20 protein-coding genes are annotated in these 19,930 nt (G+C 65.9%); 10 read left to right on the top strand and 10 right to left on the bottom strand.

Translation table 11 applies throughout. From position 1 onward, the window contains the following. The first annotated feature begins 2 nt into the window (after positions 1-2). The 3 genes from QUV25_RS14720 to QUV25_RS14710 are packed head-to-tail and all read left to right on the top strand — an operon-like array spanning position 3 to position 2,822. Positions 3-881, top strand: a complete 879-nt coding sequence (locus tag QUV25_RS14720) for a carbohydrate ABC transporter permease (protein WP_300865034.1) — start codon at positions 3-5, stop codon at positions 879-881. Positions 882-915: 34 nt separating this feature from the next. Further along, positions 916-1,737, top strand: coding sequence for a carbohydrate ABC transporter permease (locus tag QUV25_RS14715; protein ID WP_300865244.1), 822 nt, complete (start codon positions 916-918; stop codon positions 1,735-1,737). Between the two features lie 11 nt (positions 1,738-1,748). Next, complete coding sequence (locus tag QUV25_RS14710) at positions 1,749-2,822, top strand: ABC transporter ATP-binding protein (protein WP_300865032.1); 1,074 nt, start codon at positions 1,749-1,751, stop codon at positions 2,820-2,822. A gap of 11 nt (positions 2,823-2,833) precedes the next feature. On the opposite strand, the gene QUV25_RS14705 is transcribed toward QUV25_RS14710, so the two are convergent. The 5 genes from QUV25_RS14705 to QUV25_RS14685 all read right to left on the bottom strand — a co-directional run bounded on the left by QUV25_RS14705 (position 2,834) and on the right by QUV25_RS14685 (position 7,768). Further along, the gene (locus QUV25_RS14705; protein WP_300865030.1) at positions 2,834-4,198 is read right to left on the bottom strand and encodes a sensor histidine kinase; all 1,365 of its coding nucleotides are present in this window, start codon (positions 4,196-4,198) and stop codon (positions 2,834-2,836) included. Next, positions 4,195-4,905, bottom strand: a complete 711-nt coding sequence (locus tag QUV25_RS14700) for a response regulator transcription factor (RefSeq protein WP_300865029.1) — start codon at positions 4,903-4,905, stop codon at positions 4,195-4,197. The genes QUV25_RS14705 and QUV25_RS14700 overlap by 4 nt, the downstream gene beginning before the upstream one ends. Positions 4,906-4,911: 6 nt before the next feature. Continuing rightward, on the bottom strand, positions 4,912-6,204 hold the full coding sequence (locus QUV25_RS14695) for a multifunctional CCA addition/repair protein (RefSeq protein WP_300865028.1): 1,293 nt from the start codon (positions 6,202-6,204) through the stop codon (positions 4,912-4,914). A 41-nt stretch (positions 6,205-6,245) separates the two neighbouring features. Beyond that, the gene (locus QUV25_RS14690; protein ID WP_300865026.1) at positions 6,246-6,953 is read right to left on the bottom strand and encodes a glutathione S-transferase family protein; all 708 of its coding nucleotides are present in this window, start codon (positions 6,951-6,953) and stop codon (positions 6,246-6,248) included. 482 nt (positions 6,954-7,435) lie between these two features. Beyond that, on the bottom strand, positions 7,436-7,768 hold the full coding sequence (locus QUV25_RS14685; protein ID WP_300865024.1) for a metal-sensitive transcriptional regulator: 333 nt from the start codon (positions 7,766-7,768) through the stop codon (positions 7,436-7,438). A 206-nt stretch (positions 7,769-7,974) separates the two neighbouring features. Here QUV25_RS14685 and QUV25_RS14680 point away from each other — a divergent pair, with 206 nt between their 5' ends. Next, entirely contained in the window at positions 7,975-8,553 is a 579-nt protein-coding gene (locus QUV25_RS14680) for a DUF302 domain-containing protein (protein ID WP_300865022.1), read from the top strand. A gap of 37 nt (positions 8,554-8,590) precedes the next feature. Further along, positions 8,591-9,820, top strand: coding sequence for an outer membrane protein transport protein (locus QUV25_RS14675; RefSeq protein ID WP_300865021.1), 1,230 nt, complete (start codon positions 8,591-8,593; stop codon positions 9,818-9,820). Between the two features lie 67 nt (positions 9,821-9,887). Here QUV25_RS14675 and QUV25_RS14670 read toward each other — a convergent pair whose 3' ends face one another. After that, positions 9,888-10,844: a complex I NDUFA9 subunit family protein gene (locus tag QUV25_RS14670; RefSeq protein ID WP_300865019.1), complete on the bottom strand. Its 957-nt coding sequence runs from the start codon at positions 10,842-10,844 to the stop codon at positions 9,888-9,890. Positions 10,845-10,868: 24 nt separating this feature from the next. After that, entirely contained in the window at positions 10,869-12,872 is a 2,004-nt protein-coding gene (locus QUV25_RS14665; protein ID WP_300865017.1) for a lytic transglycosylase domain-containing protein, read from the bottom strand. A 9-nt stretch (positions 12,873-12,881) separates the two neighbouring features. On the opposite strand from QUV25_RS14665, the gene QUV25_RS14660 reads away from it, so the two are divergent. Both QUV25_RS14660 and QUV25_RS14655 read left to right on the top strand, forming a co-directional pair. After that, positions 12,882-13,505 (top strand): 5-formyltetrahydrofolate cyclo-ligase, encoded by a 624-nt coding sequence (locus tag QUV25_RS14660; protein WP_300865015.1) that lies wholly within the window; start codon positions 12,882-12,884, stop codon positions 13,503-13,505. Next, on the top strand, positions 13,502-14,689 hold the full coding sequence (locus QUV25_RS14655; RefSeq protein WP_300865014.1) for a serine hydrolase: 1,188 nt from the start codon (positions 13,502-13,504) through the stop codon (positions 14,687-14,689). The genes QUV25_RS14660 and QUV25_RS14655 overlap by 4 nt, the downstream gene beginning before the upstream one ends. A gap of 10 nt (positions 14,690-14,699) precedes the next feature. Here QUV25_RS14655 and QUV25_RS14650 read toward each other — a convergent pair whose 3' ends face one another. Together QUV25_RS14650 and QUV25_RS14645 are read right to left on the bottom strand one after the other, a co-directional pair. After that, a complete protein-coding gene (locus tag QUV25_RS14650; RefSeq protein ID WP_300865012.1) occupies positions 14,700-15,617 on the bottom strand; it encodes a DMT family transporter in 918 nt (305 codons plus the stop codon). A gap of 135 nt (positions 15,618-15,752) precedes the next feature. Next, entirely contained in the window at positions 15,753-16,796 is a 1,044-nt protein-coding gene (locus tag QUV25_RS14645; protein WP_300865011.1) for a LysR substrate-binding domain-containing protein, read from the bottom strand. A gap of 117 nt (positions 16,797-16,913) precedes the next feature. Here QUV25_RS14645 and QUV25_RS14640 point away from each other — a divergent pair, with 117 nt between their 5' ends. Then, a complete protein-coding gene (locus QUV25_RS14640) occupies positions 16,914-17,390 on the top strand; it encodes a DUF2917 domain-containing protein (RefSeq protein WP_300865010.1) in 477 nt (158 codons plus the stop codon). On the opposite strand, the gene QUV25_RS14635 is transcribed toward QUV25_RS14640, so the two are convergent. Further along, the gene (locus QUV25_RS14635) at positions 17,376-17,750 is read right to left on the bottom strand and encodes a TfoX/Sxy family protein (RefSeq protein ID WP_300865009.1); all 375 of its coding nucleotides are present in this window, start codon (positions 17,748-17,750) and stop codon (positions 17,376-17,378) included. The two genes, QUV25_RS14640 and QUV25_RS14635, sit on opposite strands and share 15 nt — an antisense overlap. A 300-nt stretch (positions 17,751-18,050) precedes the next feature. Between QUV25_RS14635 and QUV25_RS14630 the strand changes: the two genes are divergently transcribed. Together QUV25_RS14630 and QUV25_RS14625 are read left to right on the top strand one after the other, a co-directional pair. Further along, a complete protein-coding gene (locus QUV25_RS14630) occupies positions 18,051-19,283 on the top strand; it encodes an NAD(P)/FAD-dependent oxidoreductase (RefSeq protein ID WP_300865007.1) in 1,233 nt (410 codons plus the stop codon). 36 nt (positions 19,284-19,319) lie between these two features. Continuing rightward, on the top strand, positions 19,320-19,919 hold the full coding sequence (locus QUV25_RS14625; RefSeq protein ID WP_300865006.1) for a TetR/AcrR family transcriptional regulator: 600 nt from the start codon (positions 19,320-19,322) through the stop codon (positions 19,917-19,919). Positions 19,920-19,930: the final 11 nt, after the last annotated feature.

Below are 19,930 nucleotides of genomic sequence, written 5' to 3'. Positions count from 1 at the left end.
CCATGACCCAAACCTTCGACAAGTTGCTGCCCAGGCTGGTGCTGGCCCCGGCCTTCGTGCTCGGGCTGGCGTTTATCTATGGCTTCATGGTCTGGAACGGGCTGCTGTCGGTGACCGCCTCGCGCATGCTGCCCAACTACGAGCTGGTCGGGCTGGCGCAGTACAGCGCGCTGTGGCAGATGGATCGCTGGCATGTGGCGCTGAAAAACCTGGCGATCTTCGGTGTGCTGTACGTGGGCGGATCGATGGCGCTGGGCATCTTTCTGGCGATTTTGCTCGACCAGAAGGTGCGTGGCGAAGGCTTCATCCGCACCGTCTACCTCTACCCGATGGCGCTGTCGTTCGTGGTCACGGGAACGGCCTGGAAATGGATTCTCAACCCCAGCGCAGGCCTTCAGAAACTGGTTCAGGACTTCGGCTGGACCTCGTTCACCTTTGACTGGCTGGTGCAGTCGGACATGGCGATCTACTGCGTGGTGATCGCTGGCGTGTGGCAATCGGCCGGGTTTGCGATGGCGCTGTTTCTGGCTGGTCTGCGCGGCATCGACGACAGCATCATCAAGGCGGCGCAGATCGATGGCGCATCCTTGCCCCGCATTTACTGGCGCATCGTGCTGCCGGCGCTGCGCCCGGTGTTCTTCTCCACCCTCATGGTGCTGGCCCATCTGTCGATCAAGAGCTTCGACCTGGTGATGGCGCTGACCTCGGGCGGTCCGGGTTATGCCACCGACGTGCCCGCCACCTTCATGTATGCCATGAGCTTCACCCGCGGCCAGATCGGTCTGGGGGCCGCCAGCGCCACCATCATGCTGGCCACGGTGGCCGCCATCGTGGTGCCCTACCTTTACAGCGAACTGCGGAGCAAGCCCCATGACCGGTAGCCCGCTTTCCCGGCGCGCAGGGCGCTGGTTGCTCATGACCACGTTGCTGGTGGGCGCCGCGTTTTTTCTGGCGCCGCTGTACGTGATGGTGATCACGTCCTTGAAAGACGCCGAAGAGATCCGCTCGGGCAATTTGCTCAGCCTGCCTGCCCGTCTCGATTTCTCGGCCTGGAGCATGGCCTGGTCCGGCGCGTGCACCGGGGTGGAGTGCAATGGTCTGCAACCCTTCTTCTGGAATTCGGTCTGGATGGCGGTGCCGGCGGTGCTGCTTTCCACCACCTGGGGAGCGCTCAACGGCTATGTGCTCAGCCTGTGGAAATTCCGTGGCAGCGAGACCTTTTTCGGACTGCTGCTGTTTGGCGTGTTCATGCCCTTCCAGGTGGTGTTGCTGCCCATGAGCCAGGTGCTGGGCTGGCTGGGCATCTCCAGCACCATCGGTGGCCTGATCCTGGTGCACTGCCTCGCTGGCCTGCCGAGCACCACGCTCTTCTTCCGCAACTACTACGCGGCCGTGCCGGGCGAACTGCTCAACGCGGCCCGACTCGATGGCGCTGGCTTCTGGCAGATTTTCCTGCGCATCATCCTGCCCATGTCCACCCCCATCATCATGGTCACGCTGATCTGGCAGTTCACCCAGATCTGGAACGATTTCCTGTTTGGCGTGGCCTTCAGCGGCGCCGACTCCAAACCGGTCACGGTGGGCCTGAACAACCTGGCGAACACCACCAGCAGCGTCAAGGCCTACAACGTGGACATGGCGGCAGCGCTGATCGCAGCCTTGCCCACGGTGGCGGTCTATGTGCTGGCGGGCCGCTTCTTCGTGCGCGGCCTCACCGCCGGCGCCGTCAAAGGATAAGAAAGCAGACCATGACAGCAGCGGGACTCGACATCCATGGCGTTCGCAAATGCTTCGGCAAGGGCGACAAGGCGGTGGAGGTGTTGAAGAAGATCGACATCGCGGTTGAACCCGGGGAGTTCCTCATCCTGGTCGGGCCGTCGGGCTGCGGCAAATCCACGCTGCTCAACATCATTGCCGGGCTGGAAGAGCCCACCGAAGGCGCGATCCGCATTGGCTCGCGTGATGTGGTGGGTGTGCCGCCGGCGCAGCGCGACATCGCCATGGTGTTCCAGAGCTATGCGCTCTACCCCACCATGAGCGTGGCCGACAACATCGGCTTCGCGCTGGAAATGCGCAAAGTGCCCAAGGCCGATCGCCAGCGCCGCGTGAACGAGGTGGCAGAGATGCTGCAGATCACGCACCTGCTCGATCGACGGCCCAGCCAGCTCTCGGGCGGGCAGCGCCAGCGCGTGGCCATGGGGCGTGCGCTGGCACGCCAGCCCAAGCTGTTCCTGTTTGACGAGCCCCTGTCCAACCTGGACGCGAAGCTGCGCGTGGAAATGCGCGCCGAGATCAAGCGGCTGCATCAGACCAGCGGCATCACCAGCGTGTATGTGACGCACGACCAGATCGAGGCCATGACGTTGGGCAGCCGCATCGCGGTGATGAAGGGCGGCGTGCTCCAGCAACTGGGCACACCCGACGAGATCTACCACCGCCCGGCCAACACCTATGTGGCGGGTTTCATCGGCTCGCCCACCATGAACCTGATCGAGGGCCATCCGGTGGCTGGCGGCGCCGGATTTGCCATGAACGGTGTCGAGCTGTCACTGCCTTGCCCCGCCGCCGCAGGCGGCGCGGTGGTGCTTGGCCTGCGCCCCGAGCACATTGCGCTGGCTGACAGCGCGCTCTGGCGCGGCACCGTCAGCGTGGTCGAACCCACGGGCGCCGACACCTATTTGGTGATCAAGACCCTGACGGGCGATGTCAGCGTGCGTGCGGCGCCACAGCTTCGGGTGACTGCGGGCGATCAGGTGGGCCTGGAGATCCAGGCCAGCCACGCGAACTGGTTTGATCTGGCGTCGGGCCAGCGCCTGGGCTGAGAGCCTGGCGCTCAGCTGAGTGACAGCACCACTTGCAGGCCATGGGGCTGCAAGGCTTTCACGGTGGCGTCGCCGCCATGGCGCCGTGAGATTTCGCGCACGATGGCCAGCCCGAGTCCACACCCCCCCGGCTGTTCGCTGGCGCGCCAGAAGCGCTGGAACACATGGCCCAGTTCGTCGTCGCTCAGTCCAGGTCCGTTGTCCTCCACGATCAGTCGACTGGACTCGCCCACGGCATCCACCCGCAGCGTGACCGAGCTGCCGCGTGGCGTGTAGCGCAGGGCGTTGTCGATCAGGTTGGCAAGGGCTTCGCGCAGCTGCACGGCATCGCCCTGGATCGGTCGGTGCGCATCGCCTTCGTAGCCCAGGTCGACCCCCGCTGCCATGGCCTTGGGCGTCCACTCTCGGGCCACCTCCCGCGCCAGGTCGGCCAGGTCCAGCGGCTCCCGCCGCGCCGTGGTCTCGGTGCGTGCCAGGGTGAGCAACTGGTGCACCAGGTGGGCGCTGCGGTCCGCACCCGAGAGCACCTTCGCCAGCCGAGCACCCAGCACCGGATCGGTGGTTTCGCGCTGAGCCAGCTCCACCTGGCTGATGAGACCGGCCAGCGGTGTGCGCAGCTGGTGAGCTGCGTCGTTGATGAAGCGCTTTTCCTGGTCCACGTTGCGCACCACTTCACCGAGCAGCCCATTGATGGCCTGCACCAGGGCGTGCACCTCGCTGGGCGCCTGTGTCATGCCGATGGGCGAGAGCGCATTGACCGAGCGGTTCTCCAGCTGCGCGGTCAGGCGCGTCAGGGGCGCCAGCCCACGCCGGATACCGCCATAGACCAGAAGACTCAGCACCAGGCCGAGCAACAGCAGCGGCGCCAGCAGGTCGGCCACCAGCTCGCCCGCGATCGCCTGTTGAACCGACAGGCCTTTGCCCACCTGAACGCGCAGCATTCGCGGTGCGCTGCTCTCGCCGTAGGAGAGGTCGAGTGCCGCGATGCGCAAGGGCCGTCCATCCAGCAAGCCGCGGTACAGCACCGGGGCGCCACCCACTTCGGGCGGTTGTTCCGGTGGCGGCAGGCGCTGGTTGCCCAGCAGAAACTGCCCCGGTGGTGAGGACACCATGTAGCTCACCCGGTCTGCGGGGTCTTGCTCCAGCACGTCCTGGGCGGCTTTGGGGAAATCGATCAGCAGTCCCGAACCCACGGGCTTGACCTGCCGGGCCAGCGCCCGAACCGACTGGGTGAGCGACTGGTCGATGCCCTTTTCCGCATACGACATGGCGATGCGGTAGGTCAGCAGCCCGCCACCGGCCCACAAGGCCAGTTGTGGCAGCAGCAGCCAGAGCAACAGCTGGCGCCGCAGGGAAGGGCGCGACAGGCCGGTCATGGCGCGCCGGTGGACTCCAGCAGGTAGCCCAGACCCCGGATGTTGCGGATGCTCAAGCTGGAGCCGCTGAGCTTGCGCCGCAAGCGGTGCACATAGACCTCCAGCGCATTCGATGCCAGGCCGCCGGTTTCGCCCGGTTCCTGCTGCCAGGCGCCCAGCACCGCTTCGCGGCTCACCACTTGGCCGGTGTGGCGCACCAGCAGGTCCAGCAACACCCATTCCCGCTGGGTCAGATCGATGGTTTCGTGTCCCAGCCAGGCGCGCCAGCCTTCTGGGTCCAGTCGCACCGCAGCCGTTTCGTCGCTGCCGGCGCGTGGCGGGGTGGGCGCCTGCGGCGCTACCAAGCTGGCACGCCGCAACAGGGCCTGCAGGCGCGCCAGCAGTTCATCTCGGTTGAAGGGCTTGGTGAGGTAGTCGTCGGCACCTGCATTGAGGCCAGCCACACGGTCTTCCACACTGTCGCGCGCGGTGAGGATGAGCACCGGCAGTGCGGGCAGGCTCTGGCGCAATTGCTTGAGCACGGTCAGGCCGTCGACCTTGGGCAAACCGAGGTCCAGCACCACCCCGTTGAATGTTTCGCTGAGCACCCGCGTCAGGGCTGTTTCACCATCCGCTGCGGTGGCCGTGCTGTGCCCCGCCTGCGTGAGCTGCGCGGCCAGCCCATCGCGCAGCAAATCGTCGTCTTCCACTATCAGCAGATGGGCCATGTTGCATTATCCCAGCGCAATGGATGTGAACACCCGCGCCAGCGCCTCGACCCGCGCAGTGTGAATGGCCTTCGCGATGTCGGGTCCCTGGGGCACCGCACCGCCCGCTCTCTGCGCCATGCCGTTGACCACCGCCTGGGTGTCGACCGATCGGGCCGCATCCAGGGCGGCCAGCAAGCGGGGACGTTGCGGATAGACGCTGTCGCTGTGCCCCAGCCGGCCGCGGGCATCGCATTCGCAGGCCACCAGTGCATCCTGGAAACGCTCGGGTCTTCGAAGTGCATCGCAGCGCTCCAGCAGCCGCACCAGGGCAGCCGGACCCAGCGTGCCGCTGCGGTGGATGTTGCCGTGTTCGCGCGCCACCACGTCGGCCAGCTCGCGGCTTTCGCGTGGAACGCGCCAGCGCTCGCAGACGCCTTTGAGCAGGCGGGCGCTTCGCTCCTCGTGGCCGATGTGACGCGGCAACTGATCGGGCGGTGTCGTGCCCTTGCCCAGGTCGTGGCACAGGCAGGCAAAGCGGACCGGCAACTCGGCCTGCAGCCGTGCGCTCATGTCCAGCACCATCATCAGGTGAACGCCGGTATCGACCTCGGGGTGGTACTCGGCGCGTTGTGGCACGCCCCAGAGGCGGTCGACTTCGGGCAGCAGTCGCTCCAGGGCACCACAGGCCCGCAGCACTGCGAACATGCGGCTGGGACGTTGCTCCATCAGGCCGCGCGACAGCTCCTGCCACACGCGCTCGGGCACCAGGTGGTCGACTTCGCCAGCGGCCACCATGTCGCGCATCAGGGTCTCGGTTTCTGGCGCGACGCTGAAATCGGGAAAGCGCGCGGCGAAGCGCGCCAGGCGCAGGATGCGAACCGGGTCTTCGGCAAATGCGCCGGTGACATGGCGCAGCACGCGAGCCTGCAGGTCGCGCAGGCCACCAAACGGGTCGATGAGCTTGGCGCGTACGGGATCCTGGGCCTCACCTGCCGCAATCGCCATGGCGTTGATGGTGAGGTCGCGGCGCGCCAGGTCTTCTTCCAGGGTCACGCCCGGTGCGGCTTGAAAGGCGAAGCCGTGGTAACCCGGCGCAGTCTTGCGCTCCGTGCGCGCCAGCGCGTATTCCTCTTTTGTGTCCGGGTGCAGGAACACCGGGAAATCGCGCCCCACAGGCAAGTAGCCCAGATCCTGCATGGCCTGGGGCGTGGCACCCACCACGACCCAGTCGCGGTCCACATGCGCACAGGCGGATGACACCGAAGCCGGTGCCATCAACGCATCGCGCACCGCGCCGCCGACCAGGTAAATGTCCATGACCGCCAGTTTAGGCGCTGGTGGGCAAGGCGCGAAAAGCCTCAGCGACCGAGGCGATACGGCTCCTCGAAGTCAAGGAAGTCGTGTTCGGCGAGCGCGTCCTGAATCCAGGCCTGCACGCCCGGCAGTGCCGCCACGCGCTCGACGTAGGCCGCCAGGTCCGCCGGCAAGGGCAGGGCGTAGGTCTTGAGCCGCATGCATACCGGGGCGAAGAAGGCGTCGGCAATGCTGAAGCGACCGAACAGCAGAGGGCCGCTGCCATCGGACATTTTGTCGGGCTGGACCGACAACAATTCGCTCCACAGGCCGCACAGACGAGCCATGTCGGCCCGCACACCCGCCTGGTCGCGCCAGATCAGCCGGCCGGTGTCGGGCAGGCTGGCCTCGATGTTCATCGGGCAATGGCTGCGCAAGGCCCCAAAGCCGCTGTGCATTTCCGCGCAAACACTGCGGGCGCGGGCGCGCGCCTGAAGGTCGGTTGGCCAGAGCTGGTGTTCTGGGAATCGCTCAGCCAGATACTCGGCGATGGCCAGTGTGTCCCAGACGGCGAAACCGTCGTGCACCAGCACCGGCACCTTGCCGACCGGGCTGATGCCGCGCAGCGTTCGCTTGAAACTCGAATGGGCCTCGAACGAGTCAAACCTCACCATGATCTCGTCGAACGCGATACCAGCCTGCTTCAGCAGTACCCAGGGACGCATCGACCAGGACGAGTAATTTTTGTTGCCAATGTAGAGCTGCAGTGCCATAGGGCCTCCGATAGTGATGACCCGCATGCTAGCCCGAGCTGTCAGCGGCATTGATGCGAACTGGGCCGAGAATTGATTCGCTGGTCGCGGCGCGCCCCCAGAAATGGTCGACCCGCGCAGCGGCGGGGTGTGGGGGCATAAGCGATACGGCGCCGGGCCGCCCCAAGTCGGATCAGCCCCCTCGGGGGGCAGCGACCCGCGCAGCGGCGGAGTGTGGGGGCCCCAGCGATACGGCGCCGGGCCGCCCCAAGTCGAATCAGCCCGCTCGGGGGGGCAGCGACCCGCGCAGCGGCGGAGTGTGGGGGCTCCAGCGATACGGCGCCGGGCCGCCCCAAGTCGGATCAGCCCCCTCGGGGGGGCAGCGACCCGCGCAGCGGCGGAGTGTGGGGGCCCCAGCGATACGGCGCCGGGCCGCCCCAAGCCGGATCAGCCCCCTCGGGGGGCAGCGACCCGCGCAGCGGCGGAGCGTGGGGGCCTCAGCCTTATGCGTATTTTTCGAGGATGCGCGCCGATCGCTCGACTTCGCGGAAGGTCTCGGCCTCGGAGTCGCCGCTGGACACTGCCTCCATCACCGAGCAGGCCATCATCCGGTAGAAAGCCTTGTCCATCGCCTTGCGTGCGGCCGACATCTGCTGCGCCACGTCCTCACAAGGCCGACCCTGCTCGACCATGTCGATCAGGCCTCGGACCTGTCCTTCAATGCGCTTGAGCCGGTTGACCACATCGCGCTGATGCTCGGAGCGGTAGGTCGCGGCGGGGCTGGGTTCAGCCGGCTCGGCGGCGCGGGCGGCGGTTTTTGCGGGTGAGGCTGCCATGGTGTTTCCTGTGCTGGGACGGTGGGTGGAGTTTGCCAAAAAACCGCGCCGGGCGATCACTTGTTGTCTTTTCACTCACATGCAACTCAACAAGTACCCTACCCCCTAGGGTAGTCACCGATGCCCGTTTGCTTTGCAATCGTTAACTTGGGGAGGCGTCGACCGGTGAAACGGCGACCGAGCCACCATTCAAACGAGGAGACCCCATGCACATCTTCAAACGCTTCGCCACCGGCCTTGCGCTCACCGCCACCTTGCTGCTCACGACCGGCTGCGGCACCTTGTCCACCATCGGAAAACTGGAGGATGGGGCGGGCGCCGAAGCCTCGCGCATGTGGGACCGCTGGATCGAAGGCAACGGCGACATTGCGATCGCCACCACCTGGGAGCGCAAGGTCAAGGAAGGCGTGAGCGCCAAGGAAGTGGAAGAGATCCTGAAGTTCGTTGCCACTGAGCGCAACATGCGCGACGTGGGCACACTGCCGCTGTCGCAAGAACTGGCAGCCCGCTCAGGAAAGAAGGAAAAGCTGCTGACGGTCTACTCGTTCTGCAGCCCGGAAACCGCGCGCAAGATGGTGAACTTCAGTCCCCACATGTCCGCCTACCTGCCATGCCGGGTCACGCTCGTTGAACACGACGACGGCAGCCTGTGGATGTACACGCTCAACATGGACATGATGGTCAAGATGGGCCGCAAGCTGCCTTCTCCGCTCAAGGAAGAGGCCATGGCGGTGCGCAACACCATCTGGGAAATGATGGAGCGCGGCTCCAAGGGTCAGTTCTGATCCGGCCCCATCCAAGAACAACACACGAGGAGACACCATGAAATTTCAACGCACCGCCTGGCGTGCGGCAGCCACACTCGGCCTGGCCACCGCAAGCCTGACCGTTCACGCCACCAACGGGTACTTTCCGCACGGCTTCGGGCTAAAGGCCAAGGGCATGGGTGGCGCGGCCGTCGCACTCGCGCACGACGCATTCGCTGGCGTCAACAACCCAGCGTCATCGGCGTGGGTGGGAAACCGCTGGGACATCGGGGGCGAGATCTTCATGCCCAAGCGCAGCGCCACAGTGAGCACGCCCATGGGTCCGATGGAGATCGAAAGCGGCAAGTCTGCGTTCCTGATCCCCGAGTTTGGCTACAACGTCAACCTGTCGGACCGTCTGGGTGTTGGCATCACCGTGTACGGCAACGGCGGCATGAACACACAGTACCCGGCCACCTTCCCGGGTGATACCAATTTCCTGTGCAGCAGCCCGACCACCTGCGGTACCGGACGCCTGGGTGTCAACCTGATGCAGCTCATCGTGGCACCCACTGTCGCCTACAAGGTATCGGACAACCATTCGCTGGGCCTGTCCCCGCTGCTGGTTTACCAGCAGTTCGAAGCCTACGGCCTGCAGGCCTTCGGCATACCCAATCAGGGCAAAGACAGCAGCACGGGTCTGGGCGTGAGGTTGGGCTACATGGGCAAGCTTGGCGACCGCGTGACCGTCGGTGCGTCCTACTCGCCCAAGATCAACATGAGCCGCTTCGACAAATATGCCAACCTGTTCGCCCAGGGGGGTGACTTCGACATTCCCGAAAACATGGCGGTTGGCGTGGCTGTGCAGGTCACGCCCTCGGTTCAGATCGCGATGGACTATTCGCGCATCAACTACAGCGGCGTCCCATCGATCGGCAACCCCAGTCTGGCGAACTTCGCCAACGGGTTTGGCTCTCCCGATGGCCCGGGCTTTGGCTGGCAGGATGTGAAAGTGGTCAAGCTCGGCGTGCAGTGGCAGATGAACTCGCAGTGGACGCTGCGGGCAGGCTACAACCAGGGTACCAATCCGATCCAGTCGGCCGATGTGTTCCTCAATACCATCGCCCCGGGGGTCATCAAGTCGCACATCACGCTGGGCGGTACCTACGCTCTGTCCGGTCAGGAGGAGCTGAGCTTTGCGGCCTGGCATGGTCGCAAGAACACCGTCACGGGCAGCATCCCCGCGCCCACCACCATTGGCATGAGCCAGAACGGTTTTGGCCTGCAGTACAGCCGCAAATTCTGAACGGTTTCATCTGAGACGAAGTCTCTTGATCCACCCGCGCTGAAAGGCCGGGTGGATTTTTTTCGACTCAGCGCGAGGATCTGCCGGCGCGCGCCTTGAGCAGGCTGCTGCGCCCACCGCGCGTGCCCAGGTAGGTGGGAGCGACGGTATGCACCGATGCGGGCGTGATGCCCAGCGAACTCAGGCCTGGCCACTGGCCGCTGGCCACGTTGTCGACCGACATCGCGTCCAGGTTGTCGCGGCTCATCAGGGGCTCGCCGGGCGCGAGCTCCATCATCATCGCCTGCAGGCGACCAATCGCCATGGGCAGCGGCAGCACCGGGCGCTGTTTGCTGCCATGGCGCCCGGAGATGCGCACCAGATCGGCCAGGGTAAGCACCTCGGGCCCGGCGCATTCAAAGGTCTGGCCCACCGTGCTCATGGGCATGCCAGTGTCCTTCAGGCAGGCCACCACGGCTTGCGCGACGTCCTCCACCCAGACAGGCTGGAAGCGCGCGTGCGCACCGGCCAGGGGCACAACCGGGAACACAGCCTGCAACTGGGCAAAAAGGTTGAGGAAGCGATCGCCTGCGCCAAAGATCACGCTCGGACGCAGGATGGTCAGATCCAGTCCGGCGCGGCGCAACAGTTCTTCGCCGCGCGCCTTGCTGCGCTGGTAGCGCGATGGGCTGTCGAGCCCGACGCCAAGCGCGCTCACGTGCACCAGCCGCGTCACGCCGCTGGCCTTGCAGGCGCGCGCCAGTGTCTGCGGCAGGGTCACATGGGTGCGCTCAAAAGCGGCTTCGCTGCCGTGCAGGATGGCGATCAGGTTCACCACCGCGTCGTGGGTTTGCAGCAGGCGCGTCAGCGTCGCTTCGTCGTGCACGTCGGCTTCCAGCACCGTCAGGCGGGGCAGGTGCTGCACCGCCTTGGCGTTGATGGCCCGGCGTGTGGGCACGGTGATGGACCAGCCTTGACGCTGAAGCTTTTCGCACACGTGGCGACCGACAAAGCCGGTGCCACCCAGAACCAGGATGTTTTTCATGCAGAGACGTGGACTTGAAGGCCTTCAGGGCAGGTCGCGATTGATGGCGGCATTGACCGGCAGCGGGCCCACTTCGCCCAGTCGGGCACGCAGGGATTGCGGCTGGCCAGAGATGAGCGCTGCGTAGTTGACGGTGTTGGACAACACGCGCTGCACATAGTCGCGCGTTTCGTCGAAGGGAATGTTCTCGGCCCAGATCTCGGCCGCCAGGACCGGCCCGTTGCGCCAGGCGCGCGGGCGGTTGGGGCCGGCGTTGTAGGCTGCGGCCGCCATGGGCAGCGAGCCCTCGAAGTCGTCGAGTGCGAGCTTGAGGTAGGCGGTGCCGATGGCAATGTTGGTGTCCAGCTCGGTGATCTGGTGCGGACGGAATTCGGTCAGCCCGATCTTGCGCGCGGTCCAGCGTGCGGTAGCTGGCATGACCTGCATCAGACCCGAGGCGCCCACGCCCGAGCGCGCGTCCATCACGAAGCGGCTCTCCTGGCGGATCAGGCCATAGACATAAGCCGGGTCCAGGCCGATCTGATTCGCGCGCCTCACCACGGCAGCCTGGTGCGGCATCGGAAAGCGCTGCGCGTGGTCGCGCGCCTGAGGCGTGCGTTCGCTGGTGTTGATGCAGCGGTCCCAGACCTCGTTCTGGCAGGCCAGATGTGCTGCGGCGAGCAGCTCGCGCTCGGTCATGCCGCCCGGCGTGTGCAGCGCAACCTCGTAGTTCCATTCGCGCACGCCCTCGCTGCGCAGCCCCAGGCGAATCGCCGCCAGCGCTCGCTGCAGCGCCACATCGTTGCGGGCTTCGGCGATTTCCTGCGGCGTGAGCGGGGCCGTTGGCGGCGGTACGGTGATGCTGCGGCCCAGCTGCTCCAGTGCGAGCTGTTCGTAAAAGCCTTGCACCGAGGCGATGGAGGCGAACAGTTCGCGCGCCTGGGCCACCGCCTGCACCGCATCGGGTTGTCTGAGCGACTCGATGGCGCGCGCCTTCCAGTAGACCCAGACCGGCTCCCGCTGTTGCTCGGGGCTCATGGCTGCCACGGCTTCCTGCACATGGCCCCAGGCGCCTGCCCTGAGTGCGGCGCGCGCTTTCCAGGCCAGGTGATCGTCTGTCATGAATCGGGGCTGGCCATTGGCGAAGTGGTTCAGCGCGTTGTCCTGCAGGCGCTGCGCGGAGCGCTTGCCAATCACGCCCCAGACCCAGCTGCGCTCCTCCTGCGTGAGCTGGGCTTTCCAGCGGGTACGGTCCATCTCCTGCGCGGCAGCGTCCGGGTCCTGACTGGCCAGGCGGATCATGGCCAGCGTCACCAGCTCCTTGGTGCGCGGGCGGATGGCGGTGATCTTTTCATCGAGGTATTTGGCGGGATCTTTGGCAATCGACTCGACCGTGATGGCCCAGTCTGGGTCGAGCAGACCCACGGCCTGGGTGGCCACGCGGGTGCGACCGACTTCAATGGCCAGGCGGGCTCGTTCCCAGGCCGCGGCCGGCTTGAGGTGACCGCTGTCGAGCAACGCCTGGGCGGCGGTGGAGCAGCCATCGTCCGCATCGCGCTGCTGCAGCCAGCGTTGCTGCACCTGCGGCGCCACCTCGGCCGCCGGGGTGCGCAGGTTGACCGCGTCCAGCAGCAGCGCGTAGCACTGCACCTGGCGGTCGTCGTTCATGCGAAAGCGCGGCAGTTCGGCAGCGAAATTCGTCCAGTCGCGCTGCTTGCCCAGGTGCAGCAGCCAGTCGTTGCGCAGGCGGTCCTCCCAGTAGCTGCCGGGGTGGCGGGCCAGCGCGGCGCGCATCTGTTCGGGCGTGGCGGTATCCAGCCGGCTGCGGGCTTCCCAGTAGCCGGCGAGCGGCTCCAGCACATGGCCGCGCACCTGGGGCAGCAGGGTGGCCAGTGTGGTGGTGTTGCCGCGGCGGAAGGCTTCGCGCATCTCCAGCAGGGTGGTATCCCCACTGGTCTGCGCCCAACCCGGTCCTGTGAGGCACAGCAACGCCATAATGGCCGCGAAGCCCCGCAGGGTTTTCAGGTATCGAACGCTTCGCAATGTCATAGATTGATTATGGACAACAAAGACGGCCAGAGTTCCTTGCAGAGTCAGAAAGCCGCCTGGCGCAAGTCATTGATTGACAAACGCCAGACGCTGGCAGATCGCGCCTGGCGCAACGACATGCTGCAACGGGTGATGCGCGTGTGGCTGATCGAGCGGCCCGATGCGGTGATCGGCGCCTACTGGCCCATCAAAGGCGAGTTCGATCCGCTGCCCGCGCTGTTTCGCTGGCAGGAAGCTGGCCTGGAGGAGGATGCCAAGAGCGCGCAGCGGCACCGACGCATCGGCCTGCCGGTGGTCAACAAGGTGGACAAAACGCTGACCTTCTACACCTGGTACCCCGGCTGTCCGATGGAAGAGGACGCCTATGGCATCCCCAAGCCCAAGGACACCGAAACCGTGACGCCAACGCTGATCTTTGTGCCGTGTGTGGGCTATGGGCCCGGGGGCTTCCGGCTCGGTTACGGCGGCGGTTTTTACGACCGCACCTTGGCCAGCCTGCAGCCCAAACCCTTCACCGTGGGCCTGGGTTATGACTTTGCCTGGTTGCCCGAGCTCCAGCCCGAGATCCACGATGTGCCGCTGGACGCCATCATCACCGACACCGGTGTGATGTGGCCAGAGCAGCGCCGATGAAAGCCCCGGCGATGCGCTGGATCGCGCGCGGGTTGGGTGCCTTGTTGTTGCTGATCGGGGTGCTGGCGGTCTACATCCAGTTCGGCGGTCACAGCTATTTTTGGACCGCGCTGCGCTACACCTACCTTGATGGTCACAACACCGCGCACATCGACGACGCGGCCAACTTCGAGCAGGCGGCCGTGCCCTCGACCATTGCCAAGCCCTGGCTGCAGGACGATCGCGCCGCCCAGACCCGCATCGCACCCGATCTGCTGCAGTCCCTGCAGGCCGAACGATCGGCGGCCTTCCTGGTGATCCACCAGGGCAAGTTGCTGCACGAAACCTACTTCGCGCCCTACACCGCCACCAGCCAGACCAATTCGTTCTCAATGGCCAAGACGGTTGTCACGATGCTGACCGGCGCGGCCGTGGCCGATGGCTTCATTCCGAGTTTTGACACGCCGCTCTCCCTCTACCTGCCTGAATACGCGACCGACCCGAGGGGATCGAAGGCCACGCTGGCCCAGCTCTCGGCCATGACCTCGGGCCACGAGTGGACCGAGCACTACTACCTGCCGCTCAACCCGACCACGAAGCTGTATTTCGGCGGCGATGTCACCGGCACCGTGCTTGCGCAAGGCTTTGAGCGCGATCCTGGAGCGGAGTTCGAATACAGCAGCGCGTCCACGCAGGTGCTGGCGCTGGCGCTGCAGCGGGCGTTGCAGGCGCGCCAGCCCGAACTCACGCTCTCCACCTACCTGGCGAGCCGCTTCTGGCAGCCCATGGGCATGGAGGGTGACGCCAGCTGGAGCCTGGACCGCCCGCGTGCCCAAGGTGGCATGGAGATGGCCTATTGCTGCATCCACAGCTCGGCGCGCAATTTCGCGCGCCTGGGGCAGCTGCTGCTGCAAGGTGGGCTATGGGGAGAGCAGCAACTGTTGCCGGCCGAGTTTGTTCAGCAGATGGTTCGACCCAATGGCTTCGTGAACTACTACGGCCACAGCCTGTGGATGGACCCGGACTACCAGGCACCCTTCTACTTCCTGCAAGGCCACCTGGGGCAATACGTGATCGTCGTGCCTTCGGCCCAGCTGGTGGTGGTGCGCCTGGGCCAGGTGCGGCATCGCACCTACAACCAGCACAAGCTGATTCCTGACGAGGTTTACCGCTACGTGGACGAGGGCTTGCGCATGGCGCAGTGATCCGCGGCCGTCAGGGGTGCTCGGCAGTCGCGTGCGCTTGCGTGATGCGCTTTTCTCTGCGCACCAGGTAGATGCCGCTGCCCACGATGATCGCCGCACCCAGCCAGGTGTGTGACATCGGCAGCGTCTGCCAGATCAGCCAGTCCAGGCCTACGCCCCAGGCCAGCGCGGTGTATTCAAATGGGGCCACGGCCGACGCCTGGCCGTGGCGAAAGGCCACGGTGATCGCGAGCTGACCGCAAAAGCCGGTGACGCCCAGGGCCAGCAGCAGCGGCCAGTCGCTTGCCTGCAAAGGCACCCAGCGAGGCCAGGCCAGCGCGCTCGCACCCACCGCCACGATCACCATCATCCACAGCACCATGCTCTCGGTGCTGTCGGTGCGGCTGGACAGACGGCCCACCACGGCGGCCACCGCGTAGCACGCCGCTGCTCCCAGCACCGCCAGGCCGCCGACGGTGACCAAGCCCGCCTGCAAGTCTTCGCCGCGCGGCTGCAGTGCGATCAGCACGCCGATGAAGCCGATGCCAATCACCCACCAGTGCGCCGCTGGCACGCGCTCGCCCAGCACCGGCACCGACAACATGGTGATGAGCAGCGGCGCGATGAAAAACAGCGTGTACGCGGCGGCCAGCGGCAGTTCACGCACACCGGTGGTGAACAGCGCCAGCATGGCAATGCCCAGCAGACCGCGCAACACATGCAGCGGCCAGCGCACGCGCCACACCGTGCCCCAGGCGCGGCGCACGGTGATGAATCCGAGGATCAGCGGCAAGCCACTCAAGCCACGCAAAGCCGCGATCTGCAGCGAGGGGTAACGCGCCGAGAGCAGCTTGAGCACCGTGTCCATCAGCGCAAAGCAACCCACTGCGACCACCATCGCGGTGATGCTTTTCAGGTTGCCGCGCGCGAGCAGATCAGAAGACGTCATGAAGGAAAGAGGTAGGGCGTATCCAAAGCGTGGGACAAGGAGGGGGAATTCCGTTCAGGCTGCTGCCGATCTGGCCTTGCCAGCCGGCCAGCGCCACCTCGTTGGGGGTGACGCACGCAGTGCGGCGCAGGGAGATCAATCCATATGGTCCACCGTGTCGGGATCGGGCACATCGCCGATCGCTTCGCGCGTTTCGGCCGCCTGCGCCAGCAGCCAGTCGCAGAAGGCCTTGACCTCCGGGCGCTGCACGCCGCGCGGCGCCAGGACCAGCCAGTACACCAGGGGCGAGTCCAGCCGCATCTGCGGCAGGGGTTCGACCAGGTCACCACTGGCCAGGCTCTCTGCCACCAGCGGCAGCCGCGCCAGCGCCACGCCCTGGCCAGTGAGCGCGGCCTGTACGATCTGGTGGGCGTAGTTGAAGTACAGCCAGCGCTGCGGTGTGAACTTGGTCTTGTTCGTCCGCGACGATACGGTAGCCTTGCCCTGGCCTGTGCCGGTCGCTGCGGCCGCGTTGACAAAGGTGTCCAGCCAGCGCTGCCAGGTCAGCCATTCCAGGTGGCGCGTGCGGTGGGCGTCGCCCGCTTCGATCAGAGTGACGTTGGCCAGGTCTTTCAGCTGGGCGACGCGGTGCTCCTTCAGCAGCCAGGGGCTGGCCACGGGCGTGAGTTGTTCGCCAAACAGGCGGATGGCCCCCGTGGGCATGGCCTGTGGCACGGCGTAGCGCAGCGCCAAGTCCACGTCGGCGGTACTGAGGTCCACGGTGGCGTCAGAAGCATCGATGCGGATGTCGATGTCCGGGTGCTCACGCTGGAAAGCCTCCAGCCGGGGAATCAGCCACATCGAGGCGAATGAAGCCCAGGTGGTGACGGCCACGCTCTTGCGTCCGGCGCTCTGGCGGATTTGCCTCACCGCCGCATCAATGCGCTCCAGCGCCATGCCCGCCGCGCGCAGCAGTCGCGAGCCCGCGCTGGTGAGTTCGACGGCACGCGTGTGGCGCAGGAAGAGTGCAGTGCCAACCTCGTCTTCCAGTGCCTGGATCTGTCGGCTGACGGCGCTCTGCGTGAGGGAAAGCTCTTCGGCGGCGGCGCGAAAGTTCAGGTGCCGCGCTACAGCGTCGAAGGCGCGCAGGTGGCCGGCGGAGATCGGCCGGGTGCGGGGATGACTGGAGGTGAGCTGCATGGTCGTTGGCCGGAAGATTAATGCGCTTATCGAATCAATAGCTTAGCGCCATTTCATTGGACCCGGCGGCTACCTGGCGAGAAGATGACACCCACATCGAATTCACAGGAGGTCTCCATGTCACATCCAGCCATTGCCTCAAGCTGCCGTCAGGCCATCGGAACCTGGCGCCTGCATCCCGGCCATGCCATGAGCCTGCGCCCGAAACAGACCGCTGTGCTGCGCATCTTCTGTGGGAAGGTGTGGGTGACCCAGGGCCAGCCTGTCGGCGCCACGCCCGAGAGCGCGGGCGACCGTTTCCTGGGGCCCGGCGATATGCTGACCGTGCCGGCCGGGACCCGCCTGGTCCTGGAACCGTTGGCCAGCCCTGGCGACACGGCGCCGGTGCACTTCGACTGGTCTGTCGCAGCAGCCCCGGCAAGACAGGGCCGGTTTGACCGCGAAGTGCTGTCGCCCGCCCGCGAACTGGGTGCTGCGCTGAGGCAGACCGCCACGGCGGTCGCCCGCGTGCTGCGCGGACTGCTGGGGTACAGCGACTACCTCGTGGCTGGGCGAGGGCGGGTGCTCTCGCCGCTGGAATCACTTCGGTCGTGATGCCGGCTTGCGGCGCGGCGCCGGTTTGCGCGCTGCCACCGCGGCAGCCATCGCGAGCCGTGCCCATGGCGCCATCAGCGCGAGCGATTCCAAGGCCTCTGCGGGCGGCGTGTGGTAGTTCAGCTTCATCGGTTTGCCTTTGGCCTCGTAGATGAAGGGCTCACAGCCCGCGGCCAGCCATGTTGGCTCGGTGTCGGCGTTGGTCTTCAGGTACAGCGTGTCCCAGGCAATGAGGGCCACGTTCATTCCGTCCACCGAAATACCCCAGCCACCAAACATGCGCTTGGCCACACAAGGCCCCAGGCAAGACAGCAGCTCGCAGGCGTGCAGCACGAAAGGGTCGGTGATCGGTTTGGGCACGGACGCATCGTACCCAAGCCGTTCGGTTGCGACCACCTGGTGCAACGCTTTGACAGACTCAACCCGAAAGGGATTGGCTTCAGGCCGAAACTCCCTCAACCGTTCCCACCGAGCTTGTCGAAGGGCTGCCGCGAGTAGCGCGATCCGCAGACCGATTGACCCCAGAATGCCGCCGATCCGGCTCTGCTGCGCGATGCCAGAGGCCAGGTTTGTTGCTGCCCCTATGATCTCGCCAACCCGCTGGCCGTATGCATCGCATCCCCGCCGGCTTCGCCAGCCCAGATCCAGCAACCTGAAGCCATGAACCTGTCACCCGACCTGCTGCCCGAATCCTGCGACGTGCTCGTGATCGGTGCAGGCCCAGCGGGCAGCGCGGCGGCGATGTTGCTCGCGCGTGGCGGGCTGGACGTGGTGGTGGTCGACCAGCACTGTTTCCCGCGCGAAAAGGTGTGTGGTGATGGCCTCATCCCCGACGCGCACCGGGCCTTGCGGCGCCTGGGTGTGTTTGACGAGGTGATGGCGCAGGCCGTGCACTGCAGCCATGTGACCTGCGTGGGCACGCGCGGCCAGGCGATTGACGTGCCGGGGTCGCTCGCGGTGTTGCCGCGTCGCGAGCTGGACCAGCTGCTGCTGCGCAACGCGGTGGCGGCGGGTGCTCGCATGTTCGCGCCGCTGCGTCTGCTTGCTCCCATCGAGAGCCACGGCGAGGTGGTTGGTGCCCGGCTGGCGCAGGGCGAACGCGAGCACAGCGTGCGCGCCCGGTGGGTGCTGCTGGCCACCGGTGCCGTGCCGCAGGGTCTCATGGTCGCCGGCATGTCGACCCGGCAGTCACCCAGCGGGGTGGCGATGCGTGGCTACGTGAAGAACGAAGCCATGGTTGGGCGCATCGACCGTCTGCAGATCGTCTGGCATCGGGCGCTGGCTGGCGGCTATGGCTGGATTTTTCCCTGCCCAGATGGTGTGTTCAACATCGGTGTGTGCACCATGGACGCTCAGCCCTCGCTGCGTTCCGGTCGAGCCAGGCGCTCGCCCAATCTGCGCCACCTGATGGACGAGTTCGTGCGCGTTCATGCACCGGCCCGCGAGCTCATGGCAGGCGGCAGCCTGCTGGGCACCATGAAAGGCGCGCCCTTGCGCACCACGCTGAATGGCGCCCGTTTCGGCCGTCCGGGCCTCATGGTGATCGGCGAGGCCGCGGGCACCACCTACTCGCTTACCGGCGAAGGCATCGGCAAGGCCATGGAGAGCGCCATCGGTGCCGCCGAGCTCTTGCTGAAGGGCCGTGAGGCGGGCATTTGCGATGACGATGTGTTGCGGCAGTACGAAGCCCTGCTGTCGGCATTGCGCCCACAGTTCCAGTTGTACGAAAGGGCCAATCTCGTCAACCGCCATCCCTGGATCACCGATCTGATGATCTGGCGTGCGCGCCGAAGCCCTTGGTTGTTGAGCAAGATGAGCGGTGCGCTGGAAGAGACCACCAATCCGGGCAAGTTGCTCACGCTCAGGGGCCTGTGGCGCGCACTCACCGCCTGAGCCACACCGGCCTGCAGCGGGGTGGGAGAATCCGGTATGGCCCGTCCCAAATCCGCCTCCCACGACATCAAGCGCGAGCAAATTCTCGACATCGCTGCGAGCTGTTTCGCACGCCAGAGCTTTCCTGCTGCCAGCATGAACGACATCGCTGCCGCCTGCGGCACCAGCAAGGCGCGGCTCTACCACTACTACGAGAGCAAGGAAGCCATCCTGTTCGATCTGCTGGACCGCTACACCCAGCGCCTGCTGGCCCTGATCGGCGAATCCGAGGCGCGGGCGCAGCGCAAAAACCTGAGCGAGCGCGATGCGCTGGCCGAGCTGGTGCATGCCTTTCTGGCCGAGTACGAACACTCCGCCACGCGCCATGCCGCCCTGGTTTCCGACACCAAGTTCCTCGGCGAAGTCCAGCGCGAACTCATCCTGAACCGCCAGCGCGACGTGGTCGCCGCTTTCACCCGCTTCCTGCGGCGAGCCTACCCGGAGCGCATGACGCCGGCCAACCAGACCGCGCTCACCATGATGCTGTTCGGCATGATCAACTGGACCTTCACCTGGCTGCGACCAGGCGGCTCCATGAGCTACAGCGCGTTTGCCGACGAAGTGGTCACGGTGCTGGAAAAAGGCCTTGCGGGCTGAACCCGTCAGTC

This window comes from Hydrogenophaga sp. (genome assembly GCF_030373245.1).
Taxonomy (GTDB): Bacteria; Pseudomonadota; Gammaproteobacteria; order Burkholderiales; family Burkholderiaceae_C; genus Hydrogenophaga.
The sequence above is the reverse complement of the archived record's forward strand: the minus strand, read 5'-3'. Positions and strand labels throughout refer to the sequence as shown.